General features: G+C 68.6%; 29 protein-coding genes. 7 read left to right on the forward strand and 22 right to left on the reverse strand.

Annotated elements, in window-relative coordinates; translation table 11 throughout:
* Positions 1-30: 30 nt before the first annotated feature.
* Positions 31-780 (forward strand): SDR family NAD(P)-dependent oxidoreductase, encoded by a 750-nt coding sequence (locus AC1DYN_RS06220; RefSeq protein WP_477958248.1) that lies wholly within the window; start codon positions 31-33, stop codon positions 778-780.
* A gap of 30 nt (positions 781-810) precedes the next feature.
* Here the strand turns inward: AC1DYN_RS06220 and AC1DYN_RS06225 are convergent, their stop codons facing one another.
* Positions 811-1,479 carry a c-type cytochrome gene (locus AC1DYN_RS06225; RefSeq protein ID WP_477958249.1) on the reverse strand — a complete coding sequence of 223 codons (669 nt, stop codon included), beginning with the start codon at positions 1,477-1,479 and terminating at the stop codon, positions 811-813.
* The gene (locus AC1DYN_RS06230) at positions 1,466-2,671 is read right to left on the reverse strand and encodes a PQQ-dependent sugar dehydrogenase (RefSeq protein ID WP_477958250.1); all 1,206 of its coding nucleotides are present in this window, start codon (positions 2,669-2,671) and stop codon (positions 1,466-1,468) included. The genes AC1DYN_RS06225 and AC1DYN_RS06230 overlap by 14 nt, the downstream gene beginning before the upstream one ends.
* 93 nt (positions 2,672-2,764) lie before the next feature.
* Between AC1DYN_RS06230 and AC1DYN_RS06235 the strand changes: the two genes are divergently transcribed.
* A complete protein-coding gene (locus AC1DYN_RS06235; RefSeq protein WP_477958251.1) occupies positions 2,765-4,648 on the forward strand; it encodes a sulfatase-like hydrolase/transferase in 1,884 nt (627 codons plus the stop codon).
* A gap of 19 nt (positions 4,649-4,667) precedes the next feature.
* Here AC1DYN_RS06235 and AC1DYN_RS06240 read toward each other — a convergent pair whose 3' ends face one another.
* Entirely contained in the window at positions 4,668-6,077 is a 1,410-nt protein-coding gene (locus AC1DYN_RS06240; RefSeq protein WP_477958252.1) for an MFS transporter, read from the reverse strand.
* Between the two features lie 139 nt (positions 6,078-6,216).
* On the opposite strand from AC1DYN_RS06240, the gene AC1DYN_RS06245 reads away from it, so the two are divergent.
* Positions 6,217-7,137 carry a LysR family transcriptional regulator gene (locus tag AC1DYN_RS06245; protein WP_477958253.1) on the forward strand — a complete coding sequence of 307 codons (921 nt, stop codon included), beginning with the start codon at positions 6,217-6,219 and terminating at the stop codon, positions 7,135-7,137.
* A 63-nt stretch (positions 7,138-7,200) separates the two neighbouring features.
* On the opposite strand, the gene AC1DYN_RS06250 is transcribed toward AC1DYN_RS06245, so the two are convergent.
* From AC1DYN_RS06250 to AC1DYN_RS06300, 11 genes are all read right to left on the reverse strand, one after another.
* Positions 7,201-9,381, reverse strand: coding sequence for a copper-transporting P-type ATPase (locus tag AC1DYN_RS06250; RefSeq protein WP_477958254.1), 2,181 nt, complete (start codon positions 9,379-9,381; stop codon positions 7,201-7,203).
* Between the two features lie 75 nt (positions 9,382-9,456).
* Positions 9,457-9,681 carry a DUF2933 domain-containing protein gene (locus AC1DYN_RS06255; RefSeq protein ID WP_477958255.1) on the reverse strand — a complete coding sequence of 75 codons (225 nt, stop codon included), beginning with the start codon at positions 9,679-9,681 and terminating at the stop codon, positions 9,457-9,459.
* A 6-nt stretch (positions 9,682-9,687) separates the two neighbouring features.
* Complete coding sequence (locus AC1DYN_RS06260; RefSeq protein WP_477958256.1) at positions 9,688-10,032, reverse strand: hypothetical protein; 345 nt, start codon at positions 10,030-10,032, stop codon at positions 9,688-9,690.
* A 63-nt stretch (positions 10,033-10,095) separates the two neighbouring features.
* Positions 10,096-10,371, reverse strand: coding sequence for a heavy-metal-associated domain-containing protein (locus tag AC1DYN_RS06265; RefSeq protein ID WP_477958257.1), 276 nt, complete (start codon positions 10,369-10,371; stop codon positions 10,096-10,098).
* A gap of 161 nt (positions 10,372-10,532) precedes the next feature.
* Positions 10,533-11,330 carry an N-acyl homoserine lactonase family protein gene (locus AC1DYN_RS06270; RefSeq protein ID WP_477958258.1) on the reverse strand — a complete coding sequence of 266 codons (798 nt, stop codon included), beginning with the start codon at positions 11,328-11,330 and terminating at the stop codon, positions 10,533-10,535.
* Positions 11,327-12,034, reverse strand: a complete 708-nt coding sequence (locus AC1DYN_RS06275; protein WP_477958259.1) for an L-2-amino-thiazoline-4-carboxylic acid hydrolase — start codon at positions 12,032-12,034, stop codon at positions 11,327-11,329. Before AC1DYN_RS06275 ends, AC1DYN_RS06270 begins: the two co-directional genes overlap by 4 nt.
* A 20-nt stretch (positions 12,035-12,054) precedes the next feature.
* The gene (locus tag AC1DYN_RS06280) at positions 12,055-12,591 is read right to left on the reverse strand and encodes a DUF3806 domain-containing protein (protein ID WP_477958260.1); all 537 of its coding nucleotides are present in this window, start codon (positions 12,589-12,591) and stop codon (positions 12,055-12,057) included.
* A 52-nt stretch (positions 12,592-12,643) separates the two neighbouring features.
* Positions 12,644-13,519, reverse strand: a complete 876-nt coding sequence (locus tag AC1DYN_RS06285; protein WP_477958261.1) for a class I SAM-dependent methyltransferase — start codon at positions 13,517-13,519, stop codon at positions 12,644-12,646.
* Between the two features lie 53 nt (positions 13,520-13,572).
* Entirely contained in the window at positions 13,573-14,148 is a 576-nt protein-coding gene (locus AC1DYN_RS06290; protein WP_477958325.1) for a TipAS antibiotic-recognition domain-containing protein, read from the reverse strand.
* 24 nt (positions 14,149-14,172) lie between these two features.
* Positions 14,173-14,568: a MerR family transcriptional regulator gene (locus tag AC1DYN_RS06295; protein WP_477958262.1), complete on the reverse strand. Its 396-nt coding sequence runs from the start codon at positions 14,566-14,568 to the stop codon at positions 14,173-14,175.
* A gap of 41 nt (positions 14,569-14,609) precedes the next feature.
* Positions 14,610-15,569 (reverse strand): AraC family transcriptional regulator, encoded by a 960-nt coding sequence (locus AC1DYN_RS06300; protein WP_477958263.1) that lies wholly within the window; start codon positions 15,567-15,569, stop codon positions 14,610-14,612.
* 81 nt (positions 15,570-15,650) lie between these two features.
* Between AC1DYN_RS06300 and AC1DYN_RS06305 the strand changes: the two genes are divergently transcribed.
* From AC1DYN_RS06305 to AC1DYN_RS06320, 4 genes are all read left to right on the forward strand, one after another.
* The gene (locus AC1DYN_RS06305; RefSeq protein WP_477958264.1) at positions 15,651-16,703 is read left to right on the forward strand and encodes an SDR family oxidoreductase; all 1,053 of its coding nucleotides are present in this window, start codon (positions 15,651-15,653) and stop codon (positions 16,701-16,703) included.
* A 133-nt stretch (positions 16,704-16,836) separates the two neighbouring features.
* Positions 16,837-18,150, forward strand: coding sequence for a S8 family peptidase (locus tag AC1DYN_RS06310; protein WP_477958265.1), 1,314 nt, complete (start codon positions 16,837-16,839; stop codon positions 18,148-18,150).
* A 124-nt stretch (positions 18,151-18,274) separates the two neighbouring features.
* Positions 18,275-18,739, forward strand: a complete 465-nt coding sequence (locus tag AC1DYN_RS06315; RefSeq protein ID WP_477958266.1) for an SRPBCC family protein — start codon at positions 18,275-18,277, stop codon at positions 18,737-18,739.
* 14 nt (positions 18,740-18,753) lie between these two features.
* Positions 18,754-19,182, forward strand: a complete 429-nt coding sequence (locus tag AC1DYN_RS06320; RefSeq protein ID WP_477958267.1) for a GFA family protein — start codon at positions 18,754-18,756, stop codon at positions 19,180-19,182.
* A 17-nt stretch (positions 19,183-19,199) separates the two neighbouring features.
* Here the strand turns inward: AC1DYN_RS06320 and AC1DYN_RS06325 are convergent, their stop codons facing one another.
* The 8 genes from AC1DYN_RS06325 to AC1DYN_RS06360 all read right to left on the reverse strand — a co-directional run bounded on the left by AC1DYN_RS06325 (position 19,200) and on the right by AC1DYN_RS06360 (position 25,728).
* The gene (locus tag AC1DYN_RS06325; protein WP_477958268.1) at positions 19,200-20,498 is read right to left on the reverse strand and encodes a serine hydrolase domain-containing protein; all 1,299 of its coding nucleotides are present in this window, start codon (positions 20,496-20,498) and stop codon (positions 19,200-19,202) included.
* A 106-nt stretch (positions 20,499-20,604) separates the two neighbouring features.
* Positions 20,605-22,173, reverse strand: a complete 1,569-nt coding sequence (locus AC1DYN_RS06330; protein ID WP_477958269.1) for an Ig-like domain-containing protein — start codon at positions 22,171-22,173, stop codon at positions 20,605-20,607.
* Positions 22,174-22,260: 87 nt separating this feature from the next.
* Entirely contained in the window at positions 22,261-22,773 is a 513-nt protein-coding gene (locus tag AC1DYN_RS06335; protein WP_477958270.1) for a hypothetical protein, read from the reverse strand.
* Positions 22,774-22,786: 13 nt separating this feature from the next.
* Positions 22,787-23,305, reverse strand: a complete 519-nt coding sequence (locus tag AC1DYN_RS06340) for a hypothetical protein (protein ID WP_477958271.1) — start codon at positions 23,303-23,305, stop codon at positions 22,787-22,789.
* The gene (locus tag AC1DYN_RS06345; protein ID WP_477958272.1) at positions 23,302-23,598 is read right to left on the reverse strand and encodes a hypothetical protein; all 297 of its coding nucleotides are present in this window, start codon (positions 23,596-23,598) and stop codon (positions 23,302-23,304) included. Before AC1DYN_RS06345 ends, AC1DYN_RS06340 begins: the two co-directional genes overlap by 4 nt.
* Positions 23,599-23,656: 58 nt before the next feature.
* Positions 23,657-23,980: a hypothetical protein gene (locus AC1DYN_RS06350; RefSeq protein WP_477958273.1), complete on the reverse strand. Its 324-nt coding sequence runs from the start codon at positions 23,978-23,980 to the stop codon at positions 23,657-23,659.
* Positions 23,981-24,051: 71 nt separating this feature from the next.
* On the reverse strand, positions 24,052-24,843 hold the full coding sequence (locus tag AC1DYN_RS06355; RefSeq protein ID WP_477958274.1) for a hypothetical protein: 792 nt from the start codon (positions 24,841-24,843) through the stop codon (positions 24,052-24,054).
* Positions 24,844-24,849: 6 nt separating this feature from the next.
* Positions 24,850-25,728, reverse strand: coding sequence for a TIGR02452 family protein (locus tag AC1DYN_RS06360; RefSeq protein ID WP_477958275.1), 879 nt, complete (start codon positions 25,726-25,728; stop codon positions 24,850-24,852).
* Positions 25,729-25,757: the final 29 nt, after the last annotated feature.

Consider the following 25,757-nt stretch of genomic DNA (forward strand, 5'->3'; position numbering starts at 1 on the left):
TTGACCGAACGGTCCAATTGGAGTCCCATCATGAACAAGCCCCTTGAAGGAAAAATCGCACTGGTCACCGGTGCTTCGCGCGGGATCGGCGCCGCCATCGCCCAACGGCTGGCCGCCGACGGTGCCGAGTTGGTCCTGCACTACGGAAGCGGCCGCGCCGAAGCCGAAGCGTTGGCGGGCGCCTTGCGCGATTCCGGTCACAAGGCCCACCTGCTGCAGGCCGACCTGGCGGCCGTCGATGGCGGCCAACAGCTGGTCGAGCGGCTGTCGGGCCTGCAACTGCCTCGCATCGACATCCTGGTCAACAACGCCGGCGTCGCGCTGTTCGCCGGGCTGGCCGAAACGCGTGCCGACGAGTTCGAGACGCTGGTCAGCGTGAACATGCGCAGCTTGTTCTTCGTCACGCAGGGCGTGGTGCCCCTGATGCCCGCCGGCGGCCGCATCGTCAACGTCGGCACGGCCGCGACGCGCATCGCCTTCCCGGGGATCACCGCCTACTCCGCCAGCAAGGGCTTCGTCGATGCACTGACCCTCCAGCTGGCCGCCGAGCTGGGGGCCAGGGGCATCACCGTCAACGCCGTGGCGCCCGGGGCCATCGACACGCGCATGAGCAGCTGGATCCACGGCCCGGGCGGCAAGGAAACGCTGGCGCAAGTGCAGGCCTTGCCCGGAATCGGCCAACCGGCACACGTGGCGGGCGTGGTGGCCTTCCTGGCCGGCCCCGACGGCGCATGGACGACGGGGCAAGTCGTCGACGCCAGCGGCGGCACCAAGCTTTGACGGAGATCTCGGCTGTCTCGCGACAAGCCGCTACTTGCCGGTGAAGTTGGCGACGTAGTAGGCCAGCAGGTCCAGGTCTTCCACGGGGACCTGGCTCAGTGCCTCGGTCATGGCCCGCGTGTAGCCCGGCCGGTCGCCCGACTTGAAGCCCTGCAGCGTCGCGCGCACGTAGTCTTCTTTCTGGCCACCGATGCGCGGCACCCCCTGCCCGCCGGACAGGTCGGCGCCATGGCAGAACACGCACTTGTGCTGCTGCGCCAAGGCCTGCCCCTTGCCCATGCGCGCCGCATCGGGCGGTGCGCCGGGCGCCGGCGCGGGCACCGGCGGCAGCGTGCCGATGAAGTCGGAGAAGCCTCGCAGGTCGGCATCCTTCATCGGCTTGGCCAGCGCAATCATCGCGTCGTTGTTGCGACGGCCCTCGCGGAACAGGAACAGCTGCGTGATCGTGTAAAGCGAAGGCTGGCCGGCCAGCACCGGCACGCCCGCCAGGTCGCTGCGGCCGTTGGCGCCGTGGCAGGCAGCGCACACGGTGCGGAAGCGCTCGGCATAGTCCGCCGCCCCGGCCGCAGAGGCCGGGGCCGCAGGCGCGGCGGGCTTCTTCTTCTGCGCCTGCGCAGGCGAGGCCATCGCCACCGCCAGCGACGCCAGCACGGCCAGCGCCGCGTTGCGCCGCCGGGCCGTCACGTCACTTGCCGCCATAGCTGATGCGGTAGATCGCACCGGCATGGTCGTCGCTGACGAGCAGCGAGCCGTCCTTCATCACGAGGAAGTCCACCGGCCGGCCGAGGTAGGTGTTGTTCTCGACGAAGCCGGTCATGAACGGCTCAACCTTGGCGCCGCCCTTGCCGTCGGGCCGGGCCACGTAGACGCCGTTGTACTTGCGGGTGCGGTTCCACGGCCCGTGGATGGCGATGAACATCGCGCCCTGGTACTTCGCCGGGAACATCTTGCCGGTGTAGAACTTGAGGCCGAGCGAACCGGCGTGCGGGCCGAGCAGCGCGGCGGGCTTCACGAAGTCGTCGCACGACTTGCCCCATCCGAACTCGGGGTCGGGGATGTTGCCCTGGTGGCAATACGGATAGCCGAAGTGCTGCTTGCCGGGCTGCGTGACGTGGTTCAGCTCGTCGTTCGGGATCTCCTCGCTGAGCCAGTCGCGGCCGTTGTCGGTGAACCAGAGGTCGCCGGTCTTCGGGTCGAAGTCGAAGCCGACCGTGTTGCGCACGCCCGAGGCGATCGTCTCGATGCCCGAACCGTCGAGGTTCATGCTGTAGATCTTCGCGTACTCGCCCGGGTCGCAGATGTTGCAGGGCGCGCCGATGTTGTAGTAGAGCTTGTTGTTGTGAACGCGCAGGAACTTCCAGCTGTGGTCGCTGCCCCCCGGCAGCTTGTCGTTCAGCACCGCGGTCGGTTCGCCGAGGTTGTCGAGCTTGTTCTCGACGTCGTCGTAGCGGACGATCTTCTTGTGGGTGGCGAAGAACAGCGAGCCCTTGTAGAACTCGATGCCGGTCGCCTGCTCGGTCTTGTCGATGATGACCTTCGGCTCGCGCTTGCCGTCGACCGCCTTCTCGGGCAGCACGTAGACCTTGTTGCCGACGAACAGCGTGCTGACGAAGATGTTGCCCTTGGCGCCCTGGCGCATCTCGCGCGCGTCGAGCACGCCCGAAGCCCAGGTCTCGACCTTGAAGCCGGGCGGCAGCTTGAACTTGCGGGTCGGCAGCTGGTCGGCCGCGGTGGGGATCGGAAATGCCGGCACCGGTGCCATCTTCATGGCCGTGTCGGTCTTGGGCCGGCCCTTGGCCCAGCCGGGTTCGGCATCCTGGCCGGAAGCCGCAACGGCCGCGCAAAGAAGCGGCAGCGCAGCGATGAACGAACGCAAACGAATCTGATGCATGTCTCACCCTTCATGTGGTTGTGGGAGAAATCACCGGCCCGAGCAGCGAAGACCCTGGGGGGTTCTCGGGCCACGGATGACGCTTGGAGTTCGATGCAGCAATCAGTGTCGCAATCGGTTATCTTCAGTCATGACAACGCCCTTGTCCACATCCCGCAGGTGAGTGCCACCGCATCCGCGAAGGCCTGCGCCCTGCTCCTGCTGGTCGGCGGGGGCTTCTTCCTCGCACCCCATCCCTGGCGATTCCTGGACGCGCCGCTCGGCCTTTCGGCGGCTGCCGCGCTGGTGGCCTACATCGGCCGGCGGCGCATCGCCGATGCCGTCGTGCTGGCCCTTCCACCGCTCGCCGGCCCGTGGCTGGATCCCGAGGCCGGCGCGCACGCCTTGCTGGTGGCTTGCCTGGCGGTCTACCTGCTCACGCTGCGGCCGCGCTTCGCCGCCGTGGCAGGAAGCACGCTGGCTGCGCTGCTGCTGGCAGGCATCCACCTCAAGCAGCAGTTCGCCGGCACGCCCCTGACGTGGCAGGACGTCCGGTTCTTCTTCCGCCAGTTCGCGGACAACGTCGGCGTGCTGGCGACCCAGCCGACGCTCCTGGGGTATGCCGGGGCAGCCCTGGGCCTGGCGCTCCTCGGCTGCCTGATGGCCTGGCGATGGAATCCGCCCGGCCGCCGGGTGGGCTGGCCGGCCCCGGTTGCTGCCGCGGCGCTGGCCGCGCTCCTCGTCACGCACAGCGGAAGCCTGGTCGCGCAGGAGGTCTCCAAGCTGAGCACCTCGGGTGCCTGGTTCGTCGGAGAAGGCCTGGTCGAACGGCCCGCCCTCGCCTTCTTCGCGACGGCCTCGCTGGAACCCCGGTGGGGCGTGGAGGCCGCGGACACGACGGCGTTCCGGCACGACAGCCTGAGGCTGCTGTCCGCGCAGGCGCGGCCCGCGCCGGCCGACATCGTCGTCTTCCTCCAGGAGAGCCAGTTCAACCCGGCGACCCTGGCAGGCTGCCCGGCCGCGCTGTGCGGCCTGGATGCCTTCGGCGCCGGCAGCAGCACGGTCGCGCACGGGCCGTTGCAGGTGCATGTCTTCGGCGGCAGCACCTGGCTGTCGGAGTTCGCGTTCCAGACGGGCGTTCCGCACGACTCGTTCGGGCCCGCGGGCGAGTTCGCATCGTTCAGCGTGGCGCCTCACGTCCACCGCTCCTTCGTGCGCTCGCTGAAGGCGGCCGGCTACCGCACCGTCGCCCTGTACCCGACGCGCGGCGGGATGATGAACGGCCGCATCGCGTATGCCGGATACGGCTTCGACGAGTTCCTCGACGCTTCGCAGCTGGGCCTGCCCGAGACCTGGGGCACGCCGGATGCGCTGGTGCACGAAGCCGCCCGGCGCGTTCTTGCGCTCGAGCGCAAGAACGACCAGCCGGTGTTCCTGTTCGTGCTCACCATCTTCAACCATGCGGAGCATGGCGTCGACATGGAACGGGTGCCGGCCGGGTTGGTCGCCGAAGCATCCCGGGGTTTCGCCTCCGCAGACGAAGCCCGCAGCGTGGCCGACTATGTGTGGCGCAGCCGCGCGTTCGAACGCGAACTGGAGCTCACCCGCGCGGCCGTCCTGGGCACGCCCAGGCCTGCGGTGCTCGCCTGGTTCGGAGACCACCAGCCGCCGTTCGCCAACGCGATCACGCTGAGGGATCGCATGCGATCGTTGCCGACCGAGACCGGCACGGTGCCGGCCCGCTACCAGACCTGGTACGAGGTGTCGAGCAACCGGCCCGAGCGGGTGCCGGCCCAGGCACCGCGTGCCTTGGATCTCGTCTTCCTGCCCGGCCTGCTCGCGCAGGCCGCAGGCGCCTCCATCGACGATTGGCTGGCCGCCAACATCCTGGCAAGAATCCGCTGCGTCGGCCTGTTGGAGGCATGCCGGACGCCGGGGGTGCGCGAGGCCTACCTCTCCTACCTTTGGAGCGACCTCAAGGAATTCGAGCTGCCCTGAGGGCCGGCGAAACGGCGCTTCACGCCATCGCCTTTCTCAGCAGGCTGGCCACGCCGCCGGCCAGCGCAGCCAGCGCCGCGAGCGCCAGGCCCCAATGCACGGCGTGCAGCGGTGGCATCAGCGCGAACAAGAGCCCCATCGACAGGCTGCCGAGCGTCAGCCCCGTGAGCCGGGCGGTGCCTTGCGCGCCGCCGGCCGCGCCGCTGCGTTCCTTGGGGGCGGAGAGCAGCATGTTCTGGTTGTTGGGGGTCTGGAACAGGCCGAAGCCGAAGCCTGCCAGGCTCGTGAAAAGGGCCATCGGCAGATGAGGGTCGCCGCTCAGCGGCCAGGCGGCGCACAGCGCCAGGCCGATCGCGAGACACACCCCGCCGACCGCGCACAGCCATGCGGTCGGCACCCGCCGCGCCAGCCGCGCCGACAAGGGTGCGGCCACCATCACCGCCAGCGGCCAGGGCGTCATCAGGAGGCCGGTGCTCATCGCGCTCAGGCCCAGCTCGTGCTGGTAGTAGAACGGCAGCGCCACGAAGCCGATCATCTGCCCGGTGAAGCAGCACACCGAGGCAACGATCGACATCCGGAACGAGGGCACGCGCAGCAGGTCCAGCGGGATCAGCGGGGCCGCCTTCGGCATTTCGCGCCGCACCAGCAGCACCAGCGAGACGGCCGACACGACGAGCAATGCCGCGCCGTACCCCGGAGACGACGGCAGCCAATCGCTGCCCAGCACGAAGGCGGCGAACAGGATCGCGTTGAGCGCGATGCTGGTGACGTCGAGGTGGCGCCCGGTGGCTGGCGGACGCGGCAAGCCGGCGCAGGCGGCCAGCACCAGCGCGCCGACCGGCAGGTTGACCGCGAAGAGCCACGGCCAGCTCGCGACGGACAGCAAGGCGGCACCGACGGCCGGCCCGGCGGCCGAGGCGCCTGCGACCGTCAACGCGTTCCATGCGATCGCCTGGCCCAGCAGGCGGCGCGGGTAGGTGAAGCGCAACAGCGCAAGACCCAGCGGCATGACCGCGGCGCTGCCCAGGCCCTGGAGGCACCGTGCCGCGACCAGCCACGGCAGCGACGGCGCCAGCGCGCACAACACCGACGCCGCGGTGAACAGCGCGATCCCGGCGGTGAACACCCGGCGGTAGCCCAGCCTCTCGCCGACGGCGGCAGCGGGCAGCAGGAACATCACGACCGCGAGCTGGTAGGCGGTGACGATCCAGACGGCGTCGGCCGGCGTGGCCTGCAGCTGCTGCGCGATGCTGGGCAGTGCAACGTTGGCGATCGCGCCGTCGAGCACCACCAGCACGATGGCACCGAGGATCGCGGCGACGGCGGCATGGCGCCGCGGCAGCGGCAGGCCATCGGGCTCGCTGCCCGCGCCCGTGTCGGCGCGGTGCGGGAGCGTGGAAGGACGGGATTCGAGGACAGTGGACGACATGGGTGGGACCGGAGGGGAAACGCTCGATCGCGCCACATCAGGATAGGTCGGCGGCCCCGCCCCCACCAGAGCGTGGCGTGCATCTTGTCCCTGCATGCGGCGCCGGGCCCGGGCCGCCAAACCGTGCTAGGTTCAGCGCATGCCCACCGACGCCGACCTCAACCTTCTCATTGCGTTGAACGCCCTGCTCTCCGAAGGCAGCGTCTCGAAAGCGGCCGAGCGCCTGGGGCTGAGCGAATCGGCGATGAGCCGCACGCTGGCGCGGCTGCGCGAGACGACGGGAGACGAGCTGCTGGTGCGTGCGGGCCGGGCCATGGTGGCGACACCGCGGGCACTGGCGCTGCGGGATCGGGTGCGCGAGCTGGTCGACGAGGCCAGCGCCGTCCTGCAGCCGGCCGGGCCCGACCTGGACCTGGGCACGCTCAAGCGCATGTTCACCGTGCGGGCGAACGACGGCTTCACCGAGGCCTTCGCGCATCTGCTGGCGGCACGCACCGCGCGCGAGGCCCCGGGCGTGCGGCTGCGTTTCGCGCCCAAGCCCGACAAGGACGTGCGCCCGCTGCGCGAGGGATTGATCGATCTCGACGTCGGCGTGCTCGGCGAATCCGGCCCCGAGGTGCGCGTCCAGGCGCTCTACCGGGATCGCTTCATCGCCGTCGTGCGGCAGGGGCATCCGCTGCTGGCCGAGGGCGAGATCACCCCCGAGCGGTATGCCGCCTGCGACCACGTGGTCACGTCGCGCCGCGGACGGCTCACGGGGCCGGTGGACGACGCACTGGCCGCGGCCGGGTTGAAGCGCAACGTCGCGGTCGTCGTTCCCAGCTTCGGCACCGCGCTGTCGACCGCGGCCGCGACCGACATGGTGGCGCTGATGCCCGCCTCGTACTTCGAACACCTGCGGGCGAGCCCGATGCTGCGCTCGTTCGAGCTGCCGGTGCCGACCGAGCACATCACCATCTCGCAGATGTGGCACCCCCGGCTCGATCGAGACCCGGCGCATCGCTGGCTGCGCGGCGTCGTGCTCGAGGTGTGCCGGGATCGGCGGGCGATGGTGTCTTGACCGCGGTACGACGTTGACCGCGCTCATCCGTGGCAGCGTCAGCGACGCCAGGAGGGCGTCACCTCAATCCACCTTCGCCGTGCGAAGCCGCAGCGCGTTGGCAATGACGCTCACCGAAGAGAGCGCCATCGCCGCAGCGGCGACCACGGGCGACAGCAGCAGGCCGAAGAACGGATACAGGACGCCGGCCGCGAGCGGGATGCCGGCCACGTTGTAGGCGAAGGACAGGACGAGGTTCTGGCGGATGTTGCGCATCGTCGCCTGCGAGAGCGTGCGCGCGCGCACGATGCCCATCAGGTCGCCCTTCAGCAGCGTGATGCCCGCGCTTTCCATGGCCACGTCGGTGCCCGTTCCCATCGCGACGCCGACCGTGGCCGACGCGAGCGCCGGCGCATCGTTGACGCCGTCGCCGGCCATCGCGACGACACGGCCCTCGGACAGCAGGCGCTTCACGACCGCCGCCTTGTCCTGCGGGAACACCTCGGCGACGACCTCGTCGATCCCGAGTTGGCGACCGACCGCCTCGGCGGTGGTCTTGCCGTCGCCGGTCAACATGACGACGCGAATGCCGGCCGCCTGCAGCGACCTCAGGGCCTGGGGCGTGGTGGCCTTGATGGGGTCGGCGATCGCGACGAAGCCGGCGAGCTTTCCCCCGACGCCGACGAAGATCACGGTTGCCGCACGCTGGCGCTGCGTCTCCGCCAGCGAGGCGAGGGCGGCGGTGTCGATGCCGAGTTCGGCCAGGAACTTCGCACTGCCCGAGACGACGGCCTGGCCATCCACCGTGCCGACGACGCCCTTGCCGACCGGAGAGTCGAAGTCGGAGACCGGCGACAGCGACAGCCGGCGCTCCTGCGCGTCCATGACGATGGCCATCGCCAACGGGTGCTCGCTGGACCGTTCGACGCTGGCCAGCTTCTGCAGCACGTCGTCCGCCGACAAGCCGCCCACGGGTTCGACGTGAACCACCTTGGGCCGACCCTCGGTCAGGGTGCCGGTCTTGTCGACCACCAGCGTGTCGACCTTCTCCATCTTCTCCAGCGCCTCGGCGTCACGGATCAGCACCCCGTGCTGGGCACCCTTGCCCACGCCGACCATGATCGACATCGGCGTCGCCAGGCCGAGTGCGCACGGGCAGGCGATGATCAGCACGGCGACCGCGGTGATGAGCGCGTAGCTGAATGCCGGCGACGGCCCCCAGGCCAGCCAGGTCACGAAGGTCAACGCCGCCACGAGGATGACCACCGGCACGAACCATCCTGCCACCTGGTCGGCCATGCGCTGGATCGGCGCGCGGCTGCGCTGTGCCGCTGCCACCATGTGCACGATCTGCGAGAGGAGCGTGTCGGCGCCGACCTTCTCGGCGCGCATCACGAAGCCGCCGGTCTGGTTCAACGTGCCCGCCGTCACCTTGGAGCCGACCGACTTGGCCACCGGCATCGGCTCGCCGGTCACCATCGACTCGTCGACGTTGCCCTTGCCGTCGGTCAGCACGCCATCCACCGGCACCTTCTCGCCGGGGCGCACCCGCAGGAGGTCGCCGACCTGTATGCCGTCGACCTGCACCGTCTCGTCGCCACCGGCGGCGTTCACCTTCACGGCGGTCTTCGGTGCGAGACCCAGCAAGGCCTTGATGGCACCGGAGGTCTTCTCGCGCGCGCGCAGCTCGAGCACCTGTCCGAGCAGCACCAGCACCGTGATGACCGCAGCGGCCTCGAAGTACACGGCGACCGCGCCGTCGTGGGCTCGCAGCGCAGGAGGGAAGATGCCCGGAGCCAGCGTCGCGACCATGCTGTAGAGCCATGCCGCACCGGTGCCCAGCGCGATGAGCGTGAACATGTTCAGGCTGCGATTGCGCACCGAGGCCAGGGCACGCGTGAAGAACGGCCATCCGGCCCAGAGCACGACCGGCGTTCCCAGCAGCAGCTGGATCCAGTTCGACGTCTGCTGCGCGACGAGCGCGTGGAGGTCGATGAGGTGCCCCCCCATCTCGAGCCCGAGCACCGGCACCGTCAGCGCAGTGCCGATCCAGAAGCGACGCGTCATGTCGCGCAGCTCCGGGCTTTCGCCGGCATCGGCGGTTGCCAGCACGGGCTCGAGCGTCATGCCGCAGATGGGGCAGCTGCCAGGCCCCAGTTGCCGCACCTGCGGGTGCATGGGGCAGGTGTACTCGACCTGAGCACCGTGTTGCCTCGCGTGGTCATGCGGACCGGTGGCGGGCTTGCTCGGCGTGGACGACGGCATTGGGGGCTCCTTCAGGATGGCGATCTCGATCGCTGGTCAGTCTCTTCCTTCCCAAGATGGGAAAGTCAAGCGCCTTCAGCGTCGTGGATCCTTCGATGCGCCATCGTGGTGGGCGCCGTGATGGCCGTGCCCGTGAAACAGGTGCATCAGCGGGCAGGCCAGCAGGAACAGGAACGGAATGGCCTGCGTGAAGTGCGTCAGATGCTCTGTGAGCAGGTAGTAGACGCCGACCGCGCCCGCCACCAGCATGAAGACGCCCAGCGGCGACCGCCAGCGCGTGAGAGTGAATCTCGAGTCCATGGGGCCTTACCGGCTGGCCGCAGAGGCAGGCGGCATGGCCATGGGGCCGCCCGCCATCTTGCCGTCCTTGCCATGCATCTGGTCGTGCATGCCGCCAGGCTTGTGCATCTCCTCGTGCATCGGCTTCATCTGGCCCGGGGCCATGCCCGCCCCCATGCCCATGCCCGAGGCGGCCGGTGCTGCCGCCCTGGCCTGGATCGATGGCGCCTTCGCGGCGGGCGGGCCCTTCTTCATGCCCGCTGCGGGCGCAGAAGCGCCATCAGGATGGTGCGTCGCGTGGTCCTGCGCTTGCTGGGCATGGGCGGCGGTCGCGAGTGCGGTGGCCGCCGCGATCAAGAGGATGGTGCGCATGGAGGTCTCCGGAGGGGGTGTGGGCCAGGATCGCTGTTCGACGCCGGCAGGGGCTTGATGGCCTCAAGCGCTGCACGACGACGCGCCGCTGCCGCAGCAGCATCCCGCGGAGCGCACCGCGACGCGCTGGTCGCCGGCCTGCACCGTGACCGGCGTGTAGCCGGCTCCGGTGATCGCATCGCGCAGGGCATCGGCGTCCGATCCGGCGGGTTCGATGTGAACCAGGTGCTGCGCCAGATCCGCTTGAACCTTCGCGGCGGGGTCGGTTGCGCGGACGGCCTTCGTGATGGCGCTGACGCAGTGGCCGCAGGTCATGTCGTCGACTCGGTAGGTGAGCATCGCGAACTCCTTTCGGTGTTGATGCATGCATCCTGAACCTGCCCACGGTTGGAAAGTCAATGCAGTCCTGAGGCACCGTTGATGCAGGTCAATGGCCGCCTACCGGCGACTCGGACGACGAAAGGCCCCTGTCATGGGCCTCTACCCCAAGCGGAATCGACTCACTTCGCCGAAGCCGGGAAGGCGGGCAGCTTGCCGATGTCGCGCGGATCGTGCTGGATGATGACCGTCGCCTTCAGGTTCTTCGCGATCTGCTTGACGCGCTGGATCGACGCCAGGGTCTGCGCGCGGTCGTAGTTGAACCCCGGCACCCCGTCGTGCTCGTAGTTCTCGTGGAAGTGCACGGCATCGCCGCTCAGGATCACGGGCCCCATCTCCTTCAGACGCACGAGCAGGATGCTGTGCCCCGGCGTGTGGCCCGGAGCGCGCAGCATCATGACGGTGCCATCGTCGAACACGTCCTTGTCCGCGCTCAGCGGCTCGACCTTGCGCTTCTCGGCGATCCACTCGGCGAACCCCTTCACGTTCGCGCTGGCCATCGGCGGCGTGGCATTGATGCCGTCCCAATCGCCCTTGCCGATCAGCAGCGTCGCATTCTTCAGTGGGCCCAGCTGGCCGGTGTGGTCGGCGTGGAAATGGCTGATGCCGACGTACTTCACGTCTTCGGGGTTGACGTTGATCTGCTTCAGCAGATCGGCCAGGGGCTTGTTGGTCGCACTCGGGACGGAGCCGGGCAGGTATCCCGTGTCCCAGACCATGACGTCCGAGCCGTGGCGGATGACGTAGCAGCTGAAGGTGAAGGGCTTCGTCGTCTCGCTGTAGGCAAAGGTGTCGCTGAAGCGCCTCGGGTCGTTGGTCCCGGTGCCGCAATCGAGCCGCGTCAGCGTGACTTCCTGGGCCGCTGCCGAAAGCGAGAGCAGCACGCCCGCGCCGAGAGCCAACCAGAAGCGGAATTTCATCTTGTGTCCTTGTTCATGTTCGGGGGGAGTTGCGAGAATCGGAAATTGCAGTGGCTCGCGCCGCCGGCCAGGGTCTGCGTCCGTTCCAGGCGAATGCCACGCGTGGCATAGGCGTCGAAATCGAGGCCGCAGATGTTCGGCAAGACTTCCGTGTCGCCATGCCGGGCCGCGAACTTGCAGAACCCGCAAGCCTTGTAGTCGATGCCGAATTCAAAGTTGTCACCCGGCCCCGGCTCGACGAAATCGTAGACGAAATCTTCCGGAAACTCGTTCCGATGGCTTTCGGTGGCGCTCAGGGCAGCCTGCTCGCGCAGCAAGGCCTGGTTCTCCACCGACATGAACTCGCGCCCCGAGGCGAGACGTTCGGCATCGGGCACGGTGAGCAATTGCGCCTTGTAGGTCTCCCGCTCGATGTCGCCGATCACGGACAGCGGTACGCCGTGTCGCCGGAGCACCCGGCTGATGGCCATGAAGCCCATCAGGCGCATGAAGAAATCGCTCATGCGACTCGCCGTGCCACCGACATAGGGCATCTGGGCGAGCACGGTCTCGAACTCGTCCATCACCTGCCGCCGCAGCGCATCCATGTCGGACAGATGCGCACGCTCGCGCAACATCGGTTCGGCCAGGTCGAGGCGATGGTTCATGGCGGCCTCCATGGCACCGCGATGCGACTCGTAGAAGGGATGGACGATCTTTGCCATGGGGCACCTTTCCAACGCCTTCACCTTGACATGACCCGCTGGTCCTTGGCCGCTTCGGCGATTTGTCCGGCCAACGCAGCTTCCACGCCGGCCAACGCCCCCGCTCTGCCCTGCACCGCCGCCTTGTAGATCGCCGAGTGCGGGAAGCCGAAGACCGACGAGCTCTTGTGAACGACGCAAAGATCGTTGCCGCGTGCATCGCGATAGACCGCCCATTCCAGCGCGAGCTTGTCATTGAGACAGGCGCCAAAAAATGCGCCGACCCGCTCTACCACGAGCTCGGCGGACTCCTTCGCTGGATCGGCAGACGAGCGCCATGCAACGATCGCTTCGTCAATCTCGACGCCCGTATAGGACGCCTTCTCGCCGACGTAACGACGCACAAAGGCGCGGCCAAGGCTCGCTTGTTCACTCAGCTCGACCAAGACATCTGGGCTTGTCGATGTGATGGCGACAACGCCGCCCCCCGAGCGGGCCTTTGAACTGAAGAATGCGGAAAGGGTGGCCATCAGCGACATTGCAAGCAGGGCTCCTCGTCGGGTGGTGGAAAGCAGCATCGGGATTCCTGGAAGCGTTGCAAGTTTGCGAAATCCCCACCATAGCAGGGCCTCACCTGTTCGCGCACATGATGCGCACACCACCTCCCGTGCGCAACCCGTCCTTGCGCCGCGCGAAGTAGCGCCGGTTCAGATCTTCCGGCGCGGCACTCTCTGCGGAACTGAAACCCAGCGCGAGCAAGTGGCTGCGCAACTGCAGCGGATCGAAGGTCGACAGCCACGGTTCGCCGACCGCGGCAACCCGCCGCTCGAGGGCTTCGTTGACCACGCGCTCGATCGGATCGAGCATCGTCGCCGGGACGCGGTAGTCGAAGCACAGGCAGCTGCCCACGGCAAAGCCCGCCACCGTATCGAGTGTCCTCAGCACCGCGTCGACCGTCAGGTACATGGTCACGCCCATCCAGCCGATGCATGCTGCCTGATCGGCCCGAAAGCCCGACTGCTGCAACGCGTCGCCCAGGTCGTCGCGCTCGAAGTCCGACGGCACGAACGTCAGCGACGCAGGCACGACGATGCCGGCCTCGGCCAACAGGCGCTGTTTCCAGCGCTGCGTGCCGGGATGGTCCACCTCGAACACCGCCAGGCCCTCATCGCGGTGCGGACTGCGGTACGCAAAGGTGTCGAGCCCCGCGCCCAGGACGACGTACTGGCGCACGCCCGCCGAGACGCAGCGCGAGAGTTCATCCTCGACGAAGCGGCTGCGCGCGACCAGTGCGGCGCGAAGACCCCGTGACATCGGATCGTTCAGCGCGAACGGGTCGTCCCGCAGCGCGGCCTCGGCGGGCGCGCCCAGCAAAGGCAGCGCAATCCGGTCCGGGAAGACCAGCGGCTCGTCGAGCAACTGGTGCACGGCGCGCAACGAGGCCACTGCCAGCGCCGAGCGGCTCGGCTCGCCCTGGCGAACGATGTGGGTCGGCAAGGTGGACATCGGAACCTCCTGGGGTCAGAGGCTCCATCGTCCACCCTCACGCAGCGTGAGGGTCAAGCGGCTGCAGCCCGCTCCATGTAGCGCATGGTTTCCAACGTGAAGACCGTGCCAGCTCGAATCAGCGGCTCGTTCTCGTAGGCCGCAAGCAGCTTGGCGCGCAAGGCATCGTCGTGTCGCACCATGCGGTCCTGCAGACCCCGCCATTCGCGCGCCAGCTGGCGCGCCTGCGCGGAATCCGGCAGCACGCCATCGGCCATCAAGCGCTCGACACGCTCGCTGAGCGCCCGCCAGTGCGGATCCAGCGTCGTGTCCAGGCGCTGCAGCTCGTCCGTGCTGATGTACTTGGCAAGCACGGCCAGCCGCAGCTGAATCGCCTGGTCGATGTACGCCAACAATGCTCGATCCATCCCGGTGGGCAGCGGCAGACCCGGCTGCTCGCGCAACATGCTGCCCCAGCGCGTCAGGAGCGCGACGTCGCCATGGGCCCAACGCGCCGACACGTCCATCCATCGCCGCGCCAGGGGCTGCAATTCGATCGAATCGGGCGGCACGCCGCGGTCCATCGCGTCGTGGATCGCCTGCAACAGGGCTGGCCACTCGGCCTGGCTGTGCTTCCACCGCTCGAAGATGAGCTTGAGCTCGGCAGCGCTGAACTACTGCTCGAACGTGTTCATCATCGACAAGCTGGCGAGCCAGTCGGCGATCTCGGGCTGGCCGCCGCCCGCGAGGATGAATTGCATGACGCCGAGCCGCTCACGCAGCGCCTGGGCCTGGGCGATCTCCCGATCCAGCGCGCCGATCTGCTGCGCGAGGATGGCCGGCAGCGTGACGCCGCCGCCGTCCAGCAACTTCGCCACATCACCCAGCGGCAGGCCCATGCGGCGCAGGGTCTGGATGCCATGCAGTCGCGCAACATCGTCACGGCTGTACAGGCGATAGCCGCCCTCGGAGCGCCCCGAAGGGCGCAGCAGCCCGATGCTGTCGTAGTGATGCAAGGCGCGCACGGTCAGGCCGGAACGCCTGGCCAGTTCGCCGACTTTGAGGAACATGTGGAAAGTATCCATCGCAGGCATTGCGGCCGCCCCCGCCCTCAGGCATCGCCGATCGCGGCGGCCCGCCAGGCCTTCGGCGAGCGTCCGGTCATGCGCTTGAAGGCATGGCTGAAGGCGCTCTCCGATCCGTACCCCAGGGACTGCGCAATCACGGCGATCGGCTGGTTCTCTTTCCGCAGGCTGCGCTCGGCCAGCCGCATGCGCCATTCGGCGAGATAGGTCAGCGGCGCCACACCCGCGCTCGTCCTGAAGCGAAGCGCAAACGTCGTTCTGGACATGGCGCACGCCTCGGCCAGCTCTTCGAGATGCCAGGATCGCGCGGGGTCGCCGTGCATCAGCCGCAGAGCAGGCGCAATGCGCGGATCGCTCAAGGCTCGCAGCCATCCCGCCATGGGGCTCGAGGTTTGCAGGTGGGCGCGCAGGATCTGGATGAAGAGCAGCTGCGCGAGTTGCGCCGACGCCAGCTGGGCCCCCGGCAGATCGGCCGCGTGCTCGTTCACCAGCTGCTCGAGCAGCCAACGAAAGCTCGTGGCCTGCGGCGACGCGGCCGGCACGTGGATCCACGGCGGCAGCACGTCGGACAGCAGGCGACCGCTGGCCTGGTCGAGCAGCACGTGGCCGCCGATGTAGGCAAAGTCGTCGCCCTCGCCAATGCGGCCCACGGGGCTCCTGCCGCCCGAGAACACGCTCATCGCATCCAAGGGCTCGACACCAGGCTCGCTGGACAGGACGAAGGAGCGCTTCGCCGCGAGCAGGCCCACGTCTCCGCTGGCGAACCGGACCGGTTCGGGCTCGCCGTCGATGGCGACCCAGCAGGATCCTTTCACGACCGCGAAGAACTTGATCTTCTCGGGCACCGGGAAGCGCAGGGCCCATCGGCCACCGGCCGTGAAGCCGCCGGTCACCAGGGACTCGGCGTGGGTGACCTTGAGGATGTCGGAGAACGGATCTGAGCGCATATCCGAACTATCGCGCAAGCAACTCGCACTCCGGCGCATTAACAATCCGGATCGTGGGTCTTAAGGTGACGGCCATCGTCTGGAACAGGCCATCGCCCCCGGACTTCCGCAGAAGACCCCATGAGCACCCAAGACATCCAAGTTCTCGTCACCGGAGGAACCGGTTTCATTGCGCAGCATTGCATCCTGGTTCTGCTGAAGAACGGCTACCGCGTGCGCACCACGGTGCGGTCCCTGGCCCGCGAGGCCGAGGTCCGCCACCACCTCCACGTGGGTGGAACGGACCCTGGAGATCGCCTCACATTCGTCGCCGCCGACCTCGGTTCGGATCAGGGTTGGGCCGAGGCTGCCGCCGACTGCCGCTACGTGGTGCACGGCGCTTCGCCGACGCCGTCCGGCCGGCAGGCGAGCGAAGAGGATTGGATCCGGCCCGCGGTCGACGGCAACCTGCGGGTGCTGCGCGCGGCCCGGGATGCGGGCGTCGGGCGCGTCGTGCTGACCTCGGCCTTCGGCGCCATCTGCGCAGGCCATGGCCCCATGGATCGGCCGTTCAACGACGACGACTGGAGCGACCTCGCGAGCAAGAACATCTGGGCCTACCAACGGTCCAAGACCTTGTCTGAACAGGCGGCGTGGGACTTCATCGCCCGCGAAGGGCGCGGCATGGAGCTCTCCGCGGTCAACCCGGTGACGGTGCTGGGCCCGGTGCTCGGGGCCGACTACTCGCATTCCATCCGCCTCATCAAGAACATGCTGGCGGGCCAGCCCGGCGCACCCAAGATCAACTCCGGCTTTGTCGATGTCCGGGATGTGGCCGACCTGCACCTGCGCGCCATGACGCACGCGGCCGCCAAGGGCCAGCGCTTCCTGGCCATTGCGGGCGAGAGCATGTGGATGGCCGAGGTGGCAAAGGTGCTGAAGGCCCGCTTGGGGCCGCTCGCCGACAAGGTCTCGACGCGCGTGCTGCCCAACTGGGTGGTGCGGCTGGGGGCGTTGAAGGACCCAGCCTTGAGAGGCGCCGTGCCGCTGCTGGGCTTGAACCTCAACGCCACCAGCGCGAAGGCCATCCGCCTGCTCGGGTGGTCGCCGCGCCCGCGCGAAGAGGCGATCGTGGCCACGGCGGAAAGCTTGAATCGCCTCGGGCTGCTGCGCGACGCCCCGGCTTCGCGCTGAGCCTCTTCGGCATCGACGTCTCGAGGCCGGCGGGCATGGCGCGTTGGCCGACGTGGGGCCGGGTTCTCCTCCACGTTGAGGATCCCGGTTCGTCCGTGGACAAGTACCCTGCATCGACACGCTCAGGGATGCCATGAACAACTACCTGCTCACCACCGACGGCCGCTCGGTCGCCGCCGTCGAGGCCCAGCTGCGCCACTACCTGCCCGGGCTGGACGCGCACCTGTGGCCCACCGGACCGACGCAGGCCGTGCTGCGCGCGCCGATCCTGCGCGCGATCGAGACCGACTACGCCAACATCGGCACCGGCCCGCTGCTCACGGTGCTGGGCGTCACGCGCATCGACCCCATCGACGACGAGACCTCGGCCAGCCTGGTCGCCCTGCGCGACGTGGCCCAGCTGCCGCCCCGCACCGTCACGCCGCGCCCCGCCGGCGCGGCACTCGACTGGCACCTGCAGCAATCCCGCGTGCCGGCCGCCTGGGCCCTGCTCGGCGGGCCCGACGCGATCGCGTGGGGTACCGTCAAGGTCGGGCAGATCGACACCGGGTACACCGAGCACCCGGCGTTCGGTTTCCCGGGCGCCAGCTGGATCGACCAGGCCCAGGCGAAGACCTTCATCTCGCCCCCGCCGGCCGGCGAAACCAGCGTGTTCGTCGACGAGCCCGGTGGTGGCCGCGACACGCTCACCGGCGTGTCGGGCGGCCACGGCACCCGCATCGGGGCCACGATCTGCGGCCATGCCCCGGGCGCCGCCGGCGGCGCGTTCTACGGTGTCGCGCCGAAGGTGCCGCTGGTGCCCGCCCGCATCACCGACAGCGTGTGGATCAACCACCGGCAGCGCGAGTTCAGGGACGCGGTGCGCCACCTGGTCGGCACGGCGCAGGTGAAGGTCATCAACGTCAGCCTCGGCGTCTTCCTGTCGGCGGTGGTCGACGAACTGCGCGAGGCCATCGACGAGGCCTACGATGCCGGCGTCATCATGGTGTGCGCCGCGGGCAACATCGTGAACCCGGTGGTGGCCCCGGCCAGGCTCGCGCGCACCCTCGCCGTCGGCGGCGTCACGCAGGCCGACGTGCCGTGGTCCGGCAGCAGCTACGGCCCCGAGACCGACTTCAGCAGCTATGCGGACGGCATCCGCCGCGCCTCGACGCGCTACGGGCCGCGCTACGAATACACCGGCGGCGGTGATGGCACCTCGTATGCCACCGCCATCACGTCGGGCGCGGCCGCCCTGTGGCTCGCCCACCATGCGGCCGCATTGGATGCCGCTTACCCGCAGCCCTGGCAACGCGTCGAAGCCTTCCGCGCGGTGGCGAGGGCGTGCGCTCGCGTGCCGGCCGGGTGGAACGCGGGAGCGTTCGGCACGGGCATCCTGGACGTGGCCGCGGTGCTGCAGCAGGCATTGCCGTCGGCCGGCTCGCTGCAGGCGCAACCGGGCGCGTGAGAACGCGTCAAGGACTGATCTGTGCCCGATGGTTGGTGCTGCCATTCTCCGCAGGGCGGCTTGACATGCAGGCATTTACTTGCCTATCATCTCTGCAACCGAGCCCACTCGAAGGAGAGACATGATGAGCAAAGAGAAGACGAGCTTCGTCTACGTGACCTACATCCGCTCGACGCCGGAGAAGGTGTTCGAGGCCATCACGAAGCCCGAGGTCGCGCGGCGCTACTGGGGCCACGAGAACGTCTCCGACTGGCAGCCCGGGTCGCCGTGGCAGCACGTGCGCGCCAACGCGGAGCGCAAGGTGCAGCTGGTCGGCAAGGTGGTCGAGGTCTCGCCGCCGACGCGCCTGGTCATCACCTGGGCCGATCCCGCGCAGGCCGCCGATCCGGCCAGCTACAGCCGCGTGAGCTTCGACGTCGCGCCGTACGAAGAGATGGTGCGGCTGACCGTCACGCACGACGAGCTCGAGGCCGGCAGCGGGATGGCCAAGGGCATCCAGCAGGGCTGGCCGATCGTGCTGTCGAGCCTGAAATCCCTGCTCGAGACGGGACAGGGCATCGACGTCTTCGCCAAGCCGAAGTCGGCCTGAACCGGGAGCCGCCCATGACCCAACCCATGACCCCGCCCTACACCGGCGGATGCGCGTGCGGCGCCGTCCGCTACGCGACCCGGCACGCACCCGTCTTCCAGAACCACTGCCAGTGCCGCGACTGCCAGCGGCGCAGCGGCACCGGGCACGGCTCGTGGCTGACCTTTCCCGCGCAGGCCGAGATGGCGATCACCGGCCAGGCCACGCACTGGGAGGTCGCGGGCGACAGCGGCAACCGGAAGGTCCATGCCTTCTGCCCGACCTGCGGAACGCCGGTCTACCTGCGCTTTGCCGCGATGCCCGAGCTGATCGCAGTCCCGGCGGCCAGCCTCGACGAGCCGGGCCGCTTCGCGCCGCAGGTGCTCACCTACCGGGTGCGCGGGCTGGCGTGGGACACCATCGATCCGTCGTTGCAGGCGTTCGAGCGGATGCCGCACGCCTGAAGCCTGCGCCGGTGGGCTCAGCCCTGGGCCACACCGGCGTACACGCCGCGTTCGAACGCTCCAAAGAGGTCGACCACGCGTGCGTCGTAGAACGGCAGCAGTTGCGTGAACAGCGCACCGGTCACCTGCTTGACCGGGTCGACCCAGTAGTGGCAGTTGAGCAGGCCGGCCCATGCGAAGCTGCCGGCGCTGCGGCCGTTGGGGCCGGGCTCGGGATTGATGTCGAACGACAACCCCCACTTCTGCCTCATGCCCGGGAAGAGGTCCGCATCGCGCGACCACACGGGCGCGGATGACTTGAGCGGATTCACGTTCAGCTCGCCGATCGCATTGCGGCGCATCAGCGCCACGGTCTCGGGTTTCAGCACGCGCGCACCGCCGTGCGCGCCGTCCTTCAGCAGCATCTGGAGGAAGGCCATGTAGTCGCGCGGCGTGCCGAAGAGCCCGCCGCCGCCCGAGAAGAACTCGGGACGCTGGTTCATCTCGAAGGGCATCGGCCTGAGCGAGCCATCGCCCTGGCGCTGGTAGGTCGTCGCCGTGCGCCGCTTCTGCGCGCCATTGATCAGGAAGCCGGTGTTGGCCATGCCCAGCGGCCCGAACAGGTGGTCCTTGAAATAGATCTCGAGCGACTGGCCGCTGACCGCTTCGATCAGCTTGCCGACCACGTCCATGCCGATACCGTACTGCCAGCGTTCGCCGGGGTCGAATTCCAGCGGTGCCGCAAACGCAGCGTTCAGGCTGTACGCGATGTCGGGCAGGCCGGTCGCCTTCTCGTACTGCGGCAGCTTGTCGCTCCAGTTCGCATAGGTGTAGCCCGAGGTGTGCGTCAACAGGTGGCGCAGCGTGATCGCGCGCTTCGCCGGCCGCAGGATCGGCTTGCCGCGGTCGTCGAAACCTTCCAGCACCTGGGGCGATGCGAGTTCGGGCAACACCTTGCTGGCCGGCTCGTCCAGCCCGACCCGGCCTTGCTCGACGAGTTGCATGCAGGCGGCAGCGGTGATCGCCTTCGTCATCGACAGCAGCCAGAAGACGGTGTCGGGGTCGACGCCCTCCGGGCGGTTCAGGTCGCGCTTGCCGCAGGCGCCTTCGTAGAAGACACCCTGTGCGTCGGCCGCCAGCCCGACGGCGGCAGCGACCGTGCCACCGGCCACGCCCTGGGCCAGCGCATCGTCGATGGCCTTGAAGCGACCCGGCGGCACGCGGCGGGATTTCGGATCGGCAGCGCGCGCCGGCAGCCCTGCCAGCGCAGCAGTGCCTGCCAGCGCGCCGGCGCCCAGGCGCAGGAAATCGCGGCGGGTGTTCGTGAGGATGATCATGTTTCGTCCATTCAGCGGAGGTGTGAACGGATCGTAGGAGCGCCGGGTCATTGCGTGAAGCGAACCAGTGGCACTTGATTCATGACCTGGCCTCACGAATGCTGAACTACGGCTCGATGCGGACCGTCACCACCGCGGATCCCACGCCGCCGCGTCCATCGGTGACCACGTAGACGAAGTAGTCCGTTCCGCTGCTCACGCCGGGCGGCGGCGTGTAGGTGACGGTGCGATCCGCCAGCACGGCCTGGCCACCCAAGCTCGTGGCCGACCCGGGCAAGGCGTACGAGAGCCCGCGCCAGTCCCTGTCGTGCGCCAGTTGGCCCAGATGGATGCGCTTCGGCGCTCCGGCGGCCGTGCTGACCTCGGCAAACTCCGCCTGTGGCCCCCTGTTGTGCCCCAGTGCGGCCACGCGCGCGTCGAACCACGCGGTGACGCGCCCGATCACGGTGTTCTCGATGCCCATGTAGCCGTGGAAATTGAGCGGCCCGCAGACGTCGGGCGACACGCCATTGCCCGGCACCGTGACCCGCACGCCGCCGCTGGCGATGTCGAAGGACGCGTCGACGCCCGCCGCCACCAGGCTGTCGTACAGCGCACGGGATCCTGCCGGCTGCGACGCGAAGCAGCCATCCTCGCCATGCCACAGCACGAGGGTGGGCCGCTGCACGTACTGCGGCAGCAGGTTGGGCGTGTCGGGCCGGCCCACGTACAGGCGGCGGCCGTTGTCGGCGCGGTCGACGGTGACCGAGCTGGACGTCGCGATGCCGGTGGCGATGCGGTTCTGCGCCACCACCGAGAGCGCACCGCGGCTGGTGCCGGCCAGGAACACCGGCAGGTGGTGCACGTTGAGGGTCTTCAGCACGCCGAGGATGTCGACCGCGTGGTCGACCGAGGTGCGGTACAGGTCGGCCGCGGTGTTGGGGTCGACCGATCCCGGCGGCGGCAGCGGCGCCGGCACCGGCCGGTCCAGCGCCACCGTCAGGTAGCCCGCGTCGGCCACCAGCTGCGCCGTGCGCACGACGAAGTTGTTGGCACCGCCGGTGACGTCGCCCGCGCCGGTGTCCAGGTTGCCGCGGATGGCCATGTTGAAATCGCCGCCGCCGATCAGCACCACCACCGCCTTCGGTGCCTGGCCGGTGGACGGCCAGTTGACGAAGTAGTCCATCGTCACCGGCGTGCCGTCGGCCGCGACGCGCGTGGTGGTCTGGCCATAGAACGCGCAGCCGTTGGACTTGGTGCGCGTGTCCAGCATGCCGGCCGGCGTGACCGTGCTGTCCTGCTTGCAGGTGGACAGCGTGGCGTCGTCGTAGATCACCATCCGGGCCAGGCCATCGACACCGGGGCCGCGATGCTCCCTGGCGCGGTACGCGAAGCTGTCCACGCCGGATGCGGCCGGTGCGGCATACAGCAGGCGCCTGCCGTCCGCGGTGACCGAGGCCGAACCGCCGGCCGGCGCGGAGAGCAGTTCGAAGCGCAGGTGGCCCCCGCGATCCGCGTCCTCGACGTAGGGCGTCAGCGTGACGCTGCTGCCCGCGTGCACGGCGCGGCGCACTTCGGTGAAGCTGGGGGCTTCGTTGGCGGGATGACCGGGGCCGCGGGCCACGTCGGCCGCGAGGGCCTGGGAGAAGGTGACGCAGAGCAGTTCTGCGAGCAGGGCGACCACGAGGGTGTGCATGCGGGGTGTCGGTGGTTGGGGGAACCGGCGATTTCAACCCGGGCGCCGCCACGCCGCATCCTCAATCTTCGGGAAACGCCGCCTGCCTCAGCGGGGCTGGCTCTTCAGCACGATGCGCGTGTTGTGCAGTTCGTGGTGGTAGGCCGCATGGCAAGCCTTGCCCTTCGGGCTGGTGCGCAAGGCCTCGTCCGCTTCGATGGCGGCCATGCGGCGCCGCAGTTCGCGCGCCGTCTGCGTGACGCTCCAGGCCGCGACCGACATGCAGTACCTGGGGACTTCCTCCGGCGTGGCCAGGTCGAGCACGAAGGCCGTGCACAGGCCGACGGCCGTGCGCAGCGCCTCGCGGTGCGCCTGCACGGCGCGCGCCTGGGTGCCGCGGCCCAGGCGCATCGACAGGCTGACCGCCTGCAGCTCGCAACCGGCGGTCTTCTGGTTCAGCGCGGCCAGGGCCGGCGCTCCCTGCCCCGCCAGGTAGGCGTTGACCGCCTCCACCCCGCCCTGGGCCAGGCGCTGCTCCAGGTCAGGCACCAGCAGGTCGGGTGCCGCCGCGAGCACCGGGGCAAGCGCCAGGGCCGGCAGCAGGGCAAGGAGGAAGCGCATGCGGTCTGCCGGGCTACTGCGCCGCGGCGACCGGGCCAAGCTGCTCGACGGCCTTCTGGCCGACGGCCTTGCACAGGCTGTTCATGCCGAACAGCATGTTGGCCGAGTAGTCCTCGGCCACGTACTCCTTGCCGCGAAACTGGATGCGCGTCTTGAGGATGTCTTTGCCGGCGAAGAGGCCGAACACGACGCGCATGCCGGGTTTGCGCTGGCGATACTCCACGATGCTGAGTTCCGCCGATTCGGTGGCCGAGACCGCGTAGCCCTTGGCCTGGGCCTCTTTCGCATACTCCTCGTCGATCAGCGGCAGCACCTTCTCGTTGTGCTCGCAGTCGCCGCAGTCCCACTTGAGCGTCAGCTTCGGGACGACCTTGCCGGTCGCCGGCGCCACGGGTGCAGAAGCCGCCGTGTCCACGCTCGATGCGGCAGCCGCGGGAGTCGCAGGCACCGCGGGCTCGGTCTGGGCGATGGCCAGGAGATGCAGATGACCGATCAACACTGCGCTGCAGACGGTCGAGAGGCGAAACGTCATGGGGATCCAGAGTTGTTTGACGGGCGAAGTATGCCCAAGGCTCGCCAGAGAATCCTCGTCCACTTCACGGCGTTGGCAATCAAGGCCACCCAGAACATCAGCGAGTGCATGGCCAGGACCGCGAACCCGACCGGCCCATCCTCCTGGCTGACGGTCCAGCTGGTCAGCACCATCAGGCCCACGAGGTAGCCGAGAACCGCAGCCACGTACAGCCAACCCGGCCGGATCAGCGCCGTCAGGATGGCGAGCGCGAACAGGCCCAGGAAGTAAGCCGCCCCCAGCAGCAGGTCCATTCAAGACCCACCCACCGGGCGCCGTGAGAGGACGTACATGCCAGGTTCCCGAGGTGGATCAGGTAGTGGGTGCGGCCGCGTCCGGCACCCCTTGCCTGGGCTTGCAGTCCCGCCGCTTCTGCAGCCAGTAGACGACGTTGCCCGCAACGACGATGCTGCCCGACACCACGGTCGACGCCGCCAGAATCGCGGCTTGGCCCACCAGCAGGGCCACGCAGTCGTTCTTGATGCAGTTCGTGTCGTGATCGGCGTCCTTCAGGTCCAGCACCATCTTCTTGGCGATGATCTGGCACTCGTCGTCGTACTGGCGGATGGTCTTCGGGTAGGCGCAGCCCACGAGGGTGGCGATGGACAGCAGCAACAGCGGAAGCTTCAGGCGCATGGATTCTTCTTGATCGAGCGGGAATGCCGGCCTGCATTCTGCGTCAGCCCGCGCGTCATCCACCCCGTGGTTCAGCGTTGCACCAGCTCCCTTTGCACACGGAATTTCCAAAGGAAAACCAATGCCCCGACAGGAATGCAAAAGGTGATCACCCACGGCCCCAACCAGCCATTGCGCAAGAAAGCGGCGCTGAGAAGATTGAAGTTCAACGGGTTGACAGCGACTGTGCCATTCGACCAGTTGATCGAGAACGCGCAAATGCCAACCAGGGTGAAGATCGCCCACAGCCATTTGCGCTTGATGCCTGGTGTGCGAATGCAGCGGACAAAGGCAAAGACACTGATGCCGAACGCGGACACGGTCAACAGCAGAAACACGGCGTGAAGAACGCTCTTGCCTTTGAACGTGAACGCGTGCAGTTCGGCCAACGGCGCTGGCAAAGGTTCAACGTTGAACGACAGGATCCGGAAACTGCCCGGTTCGCCCGACAGCGTGGCCGAGGCGAGCAGCCATCGCGATTCGGGGAAGGTGTACTCGATGGCGACGTTCGCCGTCCGTGAACTGGCATCGCTCTTCGCCGTGTGGAAGATCTTGGCGAAATTCCAGGCGACAGGCTCGAGCTTGACCGGCGTCCCTGCCGGAACCGCCCCGGCGAGGCGCTCCAGCACCTGTCGAGCATCCGGTTGGTTCACCCGCTCGTCCATCTGCGACTCGATGAATGCGTAGTCGTGCGCAACGAGTCGGTTCACAGTCGCCTTGAGGTACTGGCCCTCCGGCGTCTTGTCGAACTCCTCCGACGACAGCGGAACACCGCATGCCTGCAGCAGCAAGGCGAATACAAGAAACCAAGGACGGATGCGCATCGGCACTCATTCTGCCGCAGCGTGGTCGCGCGTTGCCGAATCCTTCCTGTCCAAGCGATCCATGAACGCCCGATGGATGTGGAGGCCGGGCGACAGGTCGAGCACCGAGAAGTTCACCCGCGCGAAGCGGCGCACCCATCCTTCATCGAACAAGAGGCTGGCGAACACCTGCGCCACCATCGCCGGATCGTTGTGGAAGACGCCGCAGCCCCAGGCCCCGAGCACAAGGTGGGAGTGGCCGCTGGCCGCTGCAAGTGCCAGCACGTACTCGGCCCGGCGCCGCATCGTGGCGGGGATCAGCGGCAGCTCATGCGGGTACGCGCGCTGGATCACGCCGGCGTTCGGCGCCGGGCTGGTGATGAAGCTCACGAGGGCGGGCCGCTCGGCCAGCGCACCGTCGTCGTCGCGGAAGACCGGGCAGGCAGGCGACAGGATCATCGTGTCGGTGTACAGCGCCGACACCAGCGCCCGGTGCCGCTCGTAGTAGGGCCAGGCGCGCATCAGCGACGGATGCAGGCCCGAGCTGCGGGCCAGCGATTCTTCTTGCGATTGGGCGCCGTCGATGAAGCCGCCACCGGGCTTCATCGCGGATGCGAAGTTGAGCGCCAGCACCGGCCCATCGCTCACCTTGCCCAGCCTCGCAATGCCTTCGAGCGTGGTTTCGTTGCGCACCTCGACCAGCGCTGCCTGCGCGGACAGCGGCTTGGCCTTCACCTCGGCCAGCAAGGCCTGCAACTCGGGGCCCTCCCACAGGCGCGTGGCGTTGCAGCAGCGCTCGCTGGCCTCGGCCACGGACACCCGGGTGCCGTCCGGCAGCGCGTAGCCGCCCGCTTCGAGGATCGCCAAGGTCTCGGCCGCGATGGCGGCGCGTGTTGTTCTGCCCATCCCTGTTTCTCCCTGGATCGATGAAAGCC

It is taken from the genome of Rhizobacter sp. P2_D12 (assembly GCF_056404395.1).

Excerpts from the sequence above, each read along its gene's own strand:
- AC1DYN_RS06305 (WP_477958264.1), top strand. The coding sequence starts at position 15,651 with ATGAGCACCCAAGACATCCAAGTTCTCGTCACCGGAGGAACCGGTTTC.
- AC1DYN_RS06280 (WP_477958260.1), bottom strand. The coding sequence starts at position 12,591 with ATGCTGCTTTCCACCACCCGACGAGGAGCCCTGCTTGCAATGTCGCTG.
- AC1DYN_RS06295 (WP_477958262.1), bottom strand. The coding sequence starts at position 14,568 with ATGTTCCTCAAAGTCGGCGAACTGGCCAGGCGTTCCGGCCTGACCGTG.
- AC1DYN_RS06265 (WP_477958257.1), bottom strand. The coding sequence starts at position 10,371 with ATGCTCACCTACCGAGTCGACGACATGACCTGCGGCCACTGCGTCAGC.
- AC1DYN_RS06335 (WP_477958270.1), bottom strand. The coding sequence starts at position 22,773 with ATGCGCTTCCTCCTTGCCCTGCTGCCGGCCCTGGCGCTTGCCCCGGTG.
- AC1DYN_RS06245 (WP_477958253.1), top strand. The coding sequence starts at position 6,217 with ATGCCCACCGACGCCGACCTCAACCTTCTCATTGCGTTGAACGCCCTG.
- AC1DYN_RS06315 (WP_477958266.1), top strand. The coding sequence starts at position 18,275 with ATGAGCAAAGAGAAGACGAGCTTCGTCTACGTGACCTACATCCGCTCG.
- AC1DYN_RS06325 (WP_477958268.1), bottom strand. The coding sequence starts at position 20,498 with ATGATCATCCTCACGAACACCCGCCGCGATTTCCTGCGCCTGGGCGCC.
- AC1DYN_RS06260 (WP_477958256.1), bottom strand. The coding sequence starts at position 10,032 with ATGCGCACCATCCTCTTGATCGCGGCGGCCACCGCACTCGCGACCGCC.
- AC1DYN_RS06330 (WP_477958269.1), bottom strand. The coding sequence starts at position 22,173 with ATGCACACCCTCGTGGTCGCCCTGCTCGCAGAACTGCTCTGCGTCACC.
- AC1DYN_RS06275 (WP_477958259.1), bottom strand. The coding sequence starts at position 12,034 with ATGGCAAAGATCGTCCATCCCTTCTACGAGTCGCATCGCGGTGCCATG.
- AC1DYN_RS06360 (WP_477958275.1), bottom strand. The coding sequence starts at position 25,728 with ATGGGCAGAACAACACGCGCCGCCATCGCGGCCGAGACCTTGGCGATC.
- AC1DYN_RS06250 (WP_477958254.1), bottom strand. The coding sequence starts at position 9,381 with ATGCCGTCGTCCACGCCGAGCAAGCCCGCCACCGGTCCGCATGACCAC.
- AC1DYN_RS06230 (WP_477958250.1), bottom strand. The coding sequence starts at position 2,671 with ATGCATCAGATTCGTTTGCGTTCGTTCATCGCTGCGCTGCCGCTTCTT.
- AC1DYN_RS06345 (WP_477958272.1), bottom strand. The coding sequence starts at position 23,598 with ATGGACCTGCTGCTGGGGGCGGCTTACTTCCTGGGCCTGTTCGCGCTC.
- AC1DYN_RS06310 (WP_477958265.1), top strand. The coding sequence starts at position 16,837 with ATGAACAACTACCTGCTCACCACCGACGGCCGCTCGGTCGCCGCCGTC.
- AC1DYN_RS06235 (WP_477958251.1), top strand. The coding sequence starts at position 2,765 with ATGCAGCAATCAGTGTCGCAATCGGTTATCTTCAGTCATGACAACGCC.
- AC1DYN_RS06270 (WP_477958258.1), bottom strand. The coding sequence starts at position 11,330 with ATGAAATTCCGCTTCTGGTTGGCTCTCGGCGCGGGCGTGCTGCTCTCG.
- AC1DYN_RS06300 (WP_477958263.1), bottom strand. The coding sequence starts at position 15,569 with ATGCGCCGGAGTGCGAGTTGCTTGCGCGATAGTTCGGATATGCGCTCA.
- AC1DYN_RS06240 (WP_477958252.1), bottom strand. The coding sequence starts at position 6,077 with ATGTCGTCCACTGTCCTCGAATCCCGTCCTTCCACGCTCCCGCACCGC.
- AC1DYN_RS06255 (WP_477958255.1), bottom strand. The coding sequence starts at position 9,681 with ATGGACTCGAGATTCACTCTCACGCGCTGGCGGTCGCCGCTGGGCGTC.
- AC1DYN_RS06355 (WP_477958274.1), bottom strand. The coding sequence starts at position 24,843 with ATGCGCATCCGTCCTTGGTTTCTTGTATTCGCCTTGCTGCTGCAGGCA.
- AC1DYN_RS06350 (WP_477958273.1), bottom strand. The coding sequence starts at position 23,980 with ATGCGCCTGAAGCTTCCGCTGTTGCTGCTGTCCATCGCCACCCTCGTG.
- AC1DYN_RS06220 (WP_477958248.1), top strand. The coding sequence starts at position 31 with ATGAACAAGCCCCTTGAAGGAAAAATCGCACTGGTCACCGGTGCTTCG.
- AC1DYN_RS06285 (WP_477958261.1), bottom strand. The coding sequence starts at position 13,519 with ATGTCCACCTTGCCGACCCACATCGTTCGCCAGGGCGAGCCGAGCCGC.
- AC1DYN_RS06320 (WP_477958267.1), top strand. The coding sequence starts at position 18,754 with ATGACCCAACCCATGACCCCGCCCTACACCGGCGGATGCGCGTGCGGC.
- AC1DYN_RS06225 (WP_477958249.1), bottom strand. The coding sequence starts at position 1,479 with ATGGCGGCAAGTGACGTGACGGCCCGGCGGCGCAACGCGGCGCTGGCC.
- AC1DYN_RS06340 (WP_477958271.1), bottom strand. The coding sequence starts at position 23,305 with ATGACGTTTCGCCTCTCGACCGTCTGCAGCGCAGTGTTGATCGGTCAT.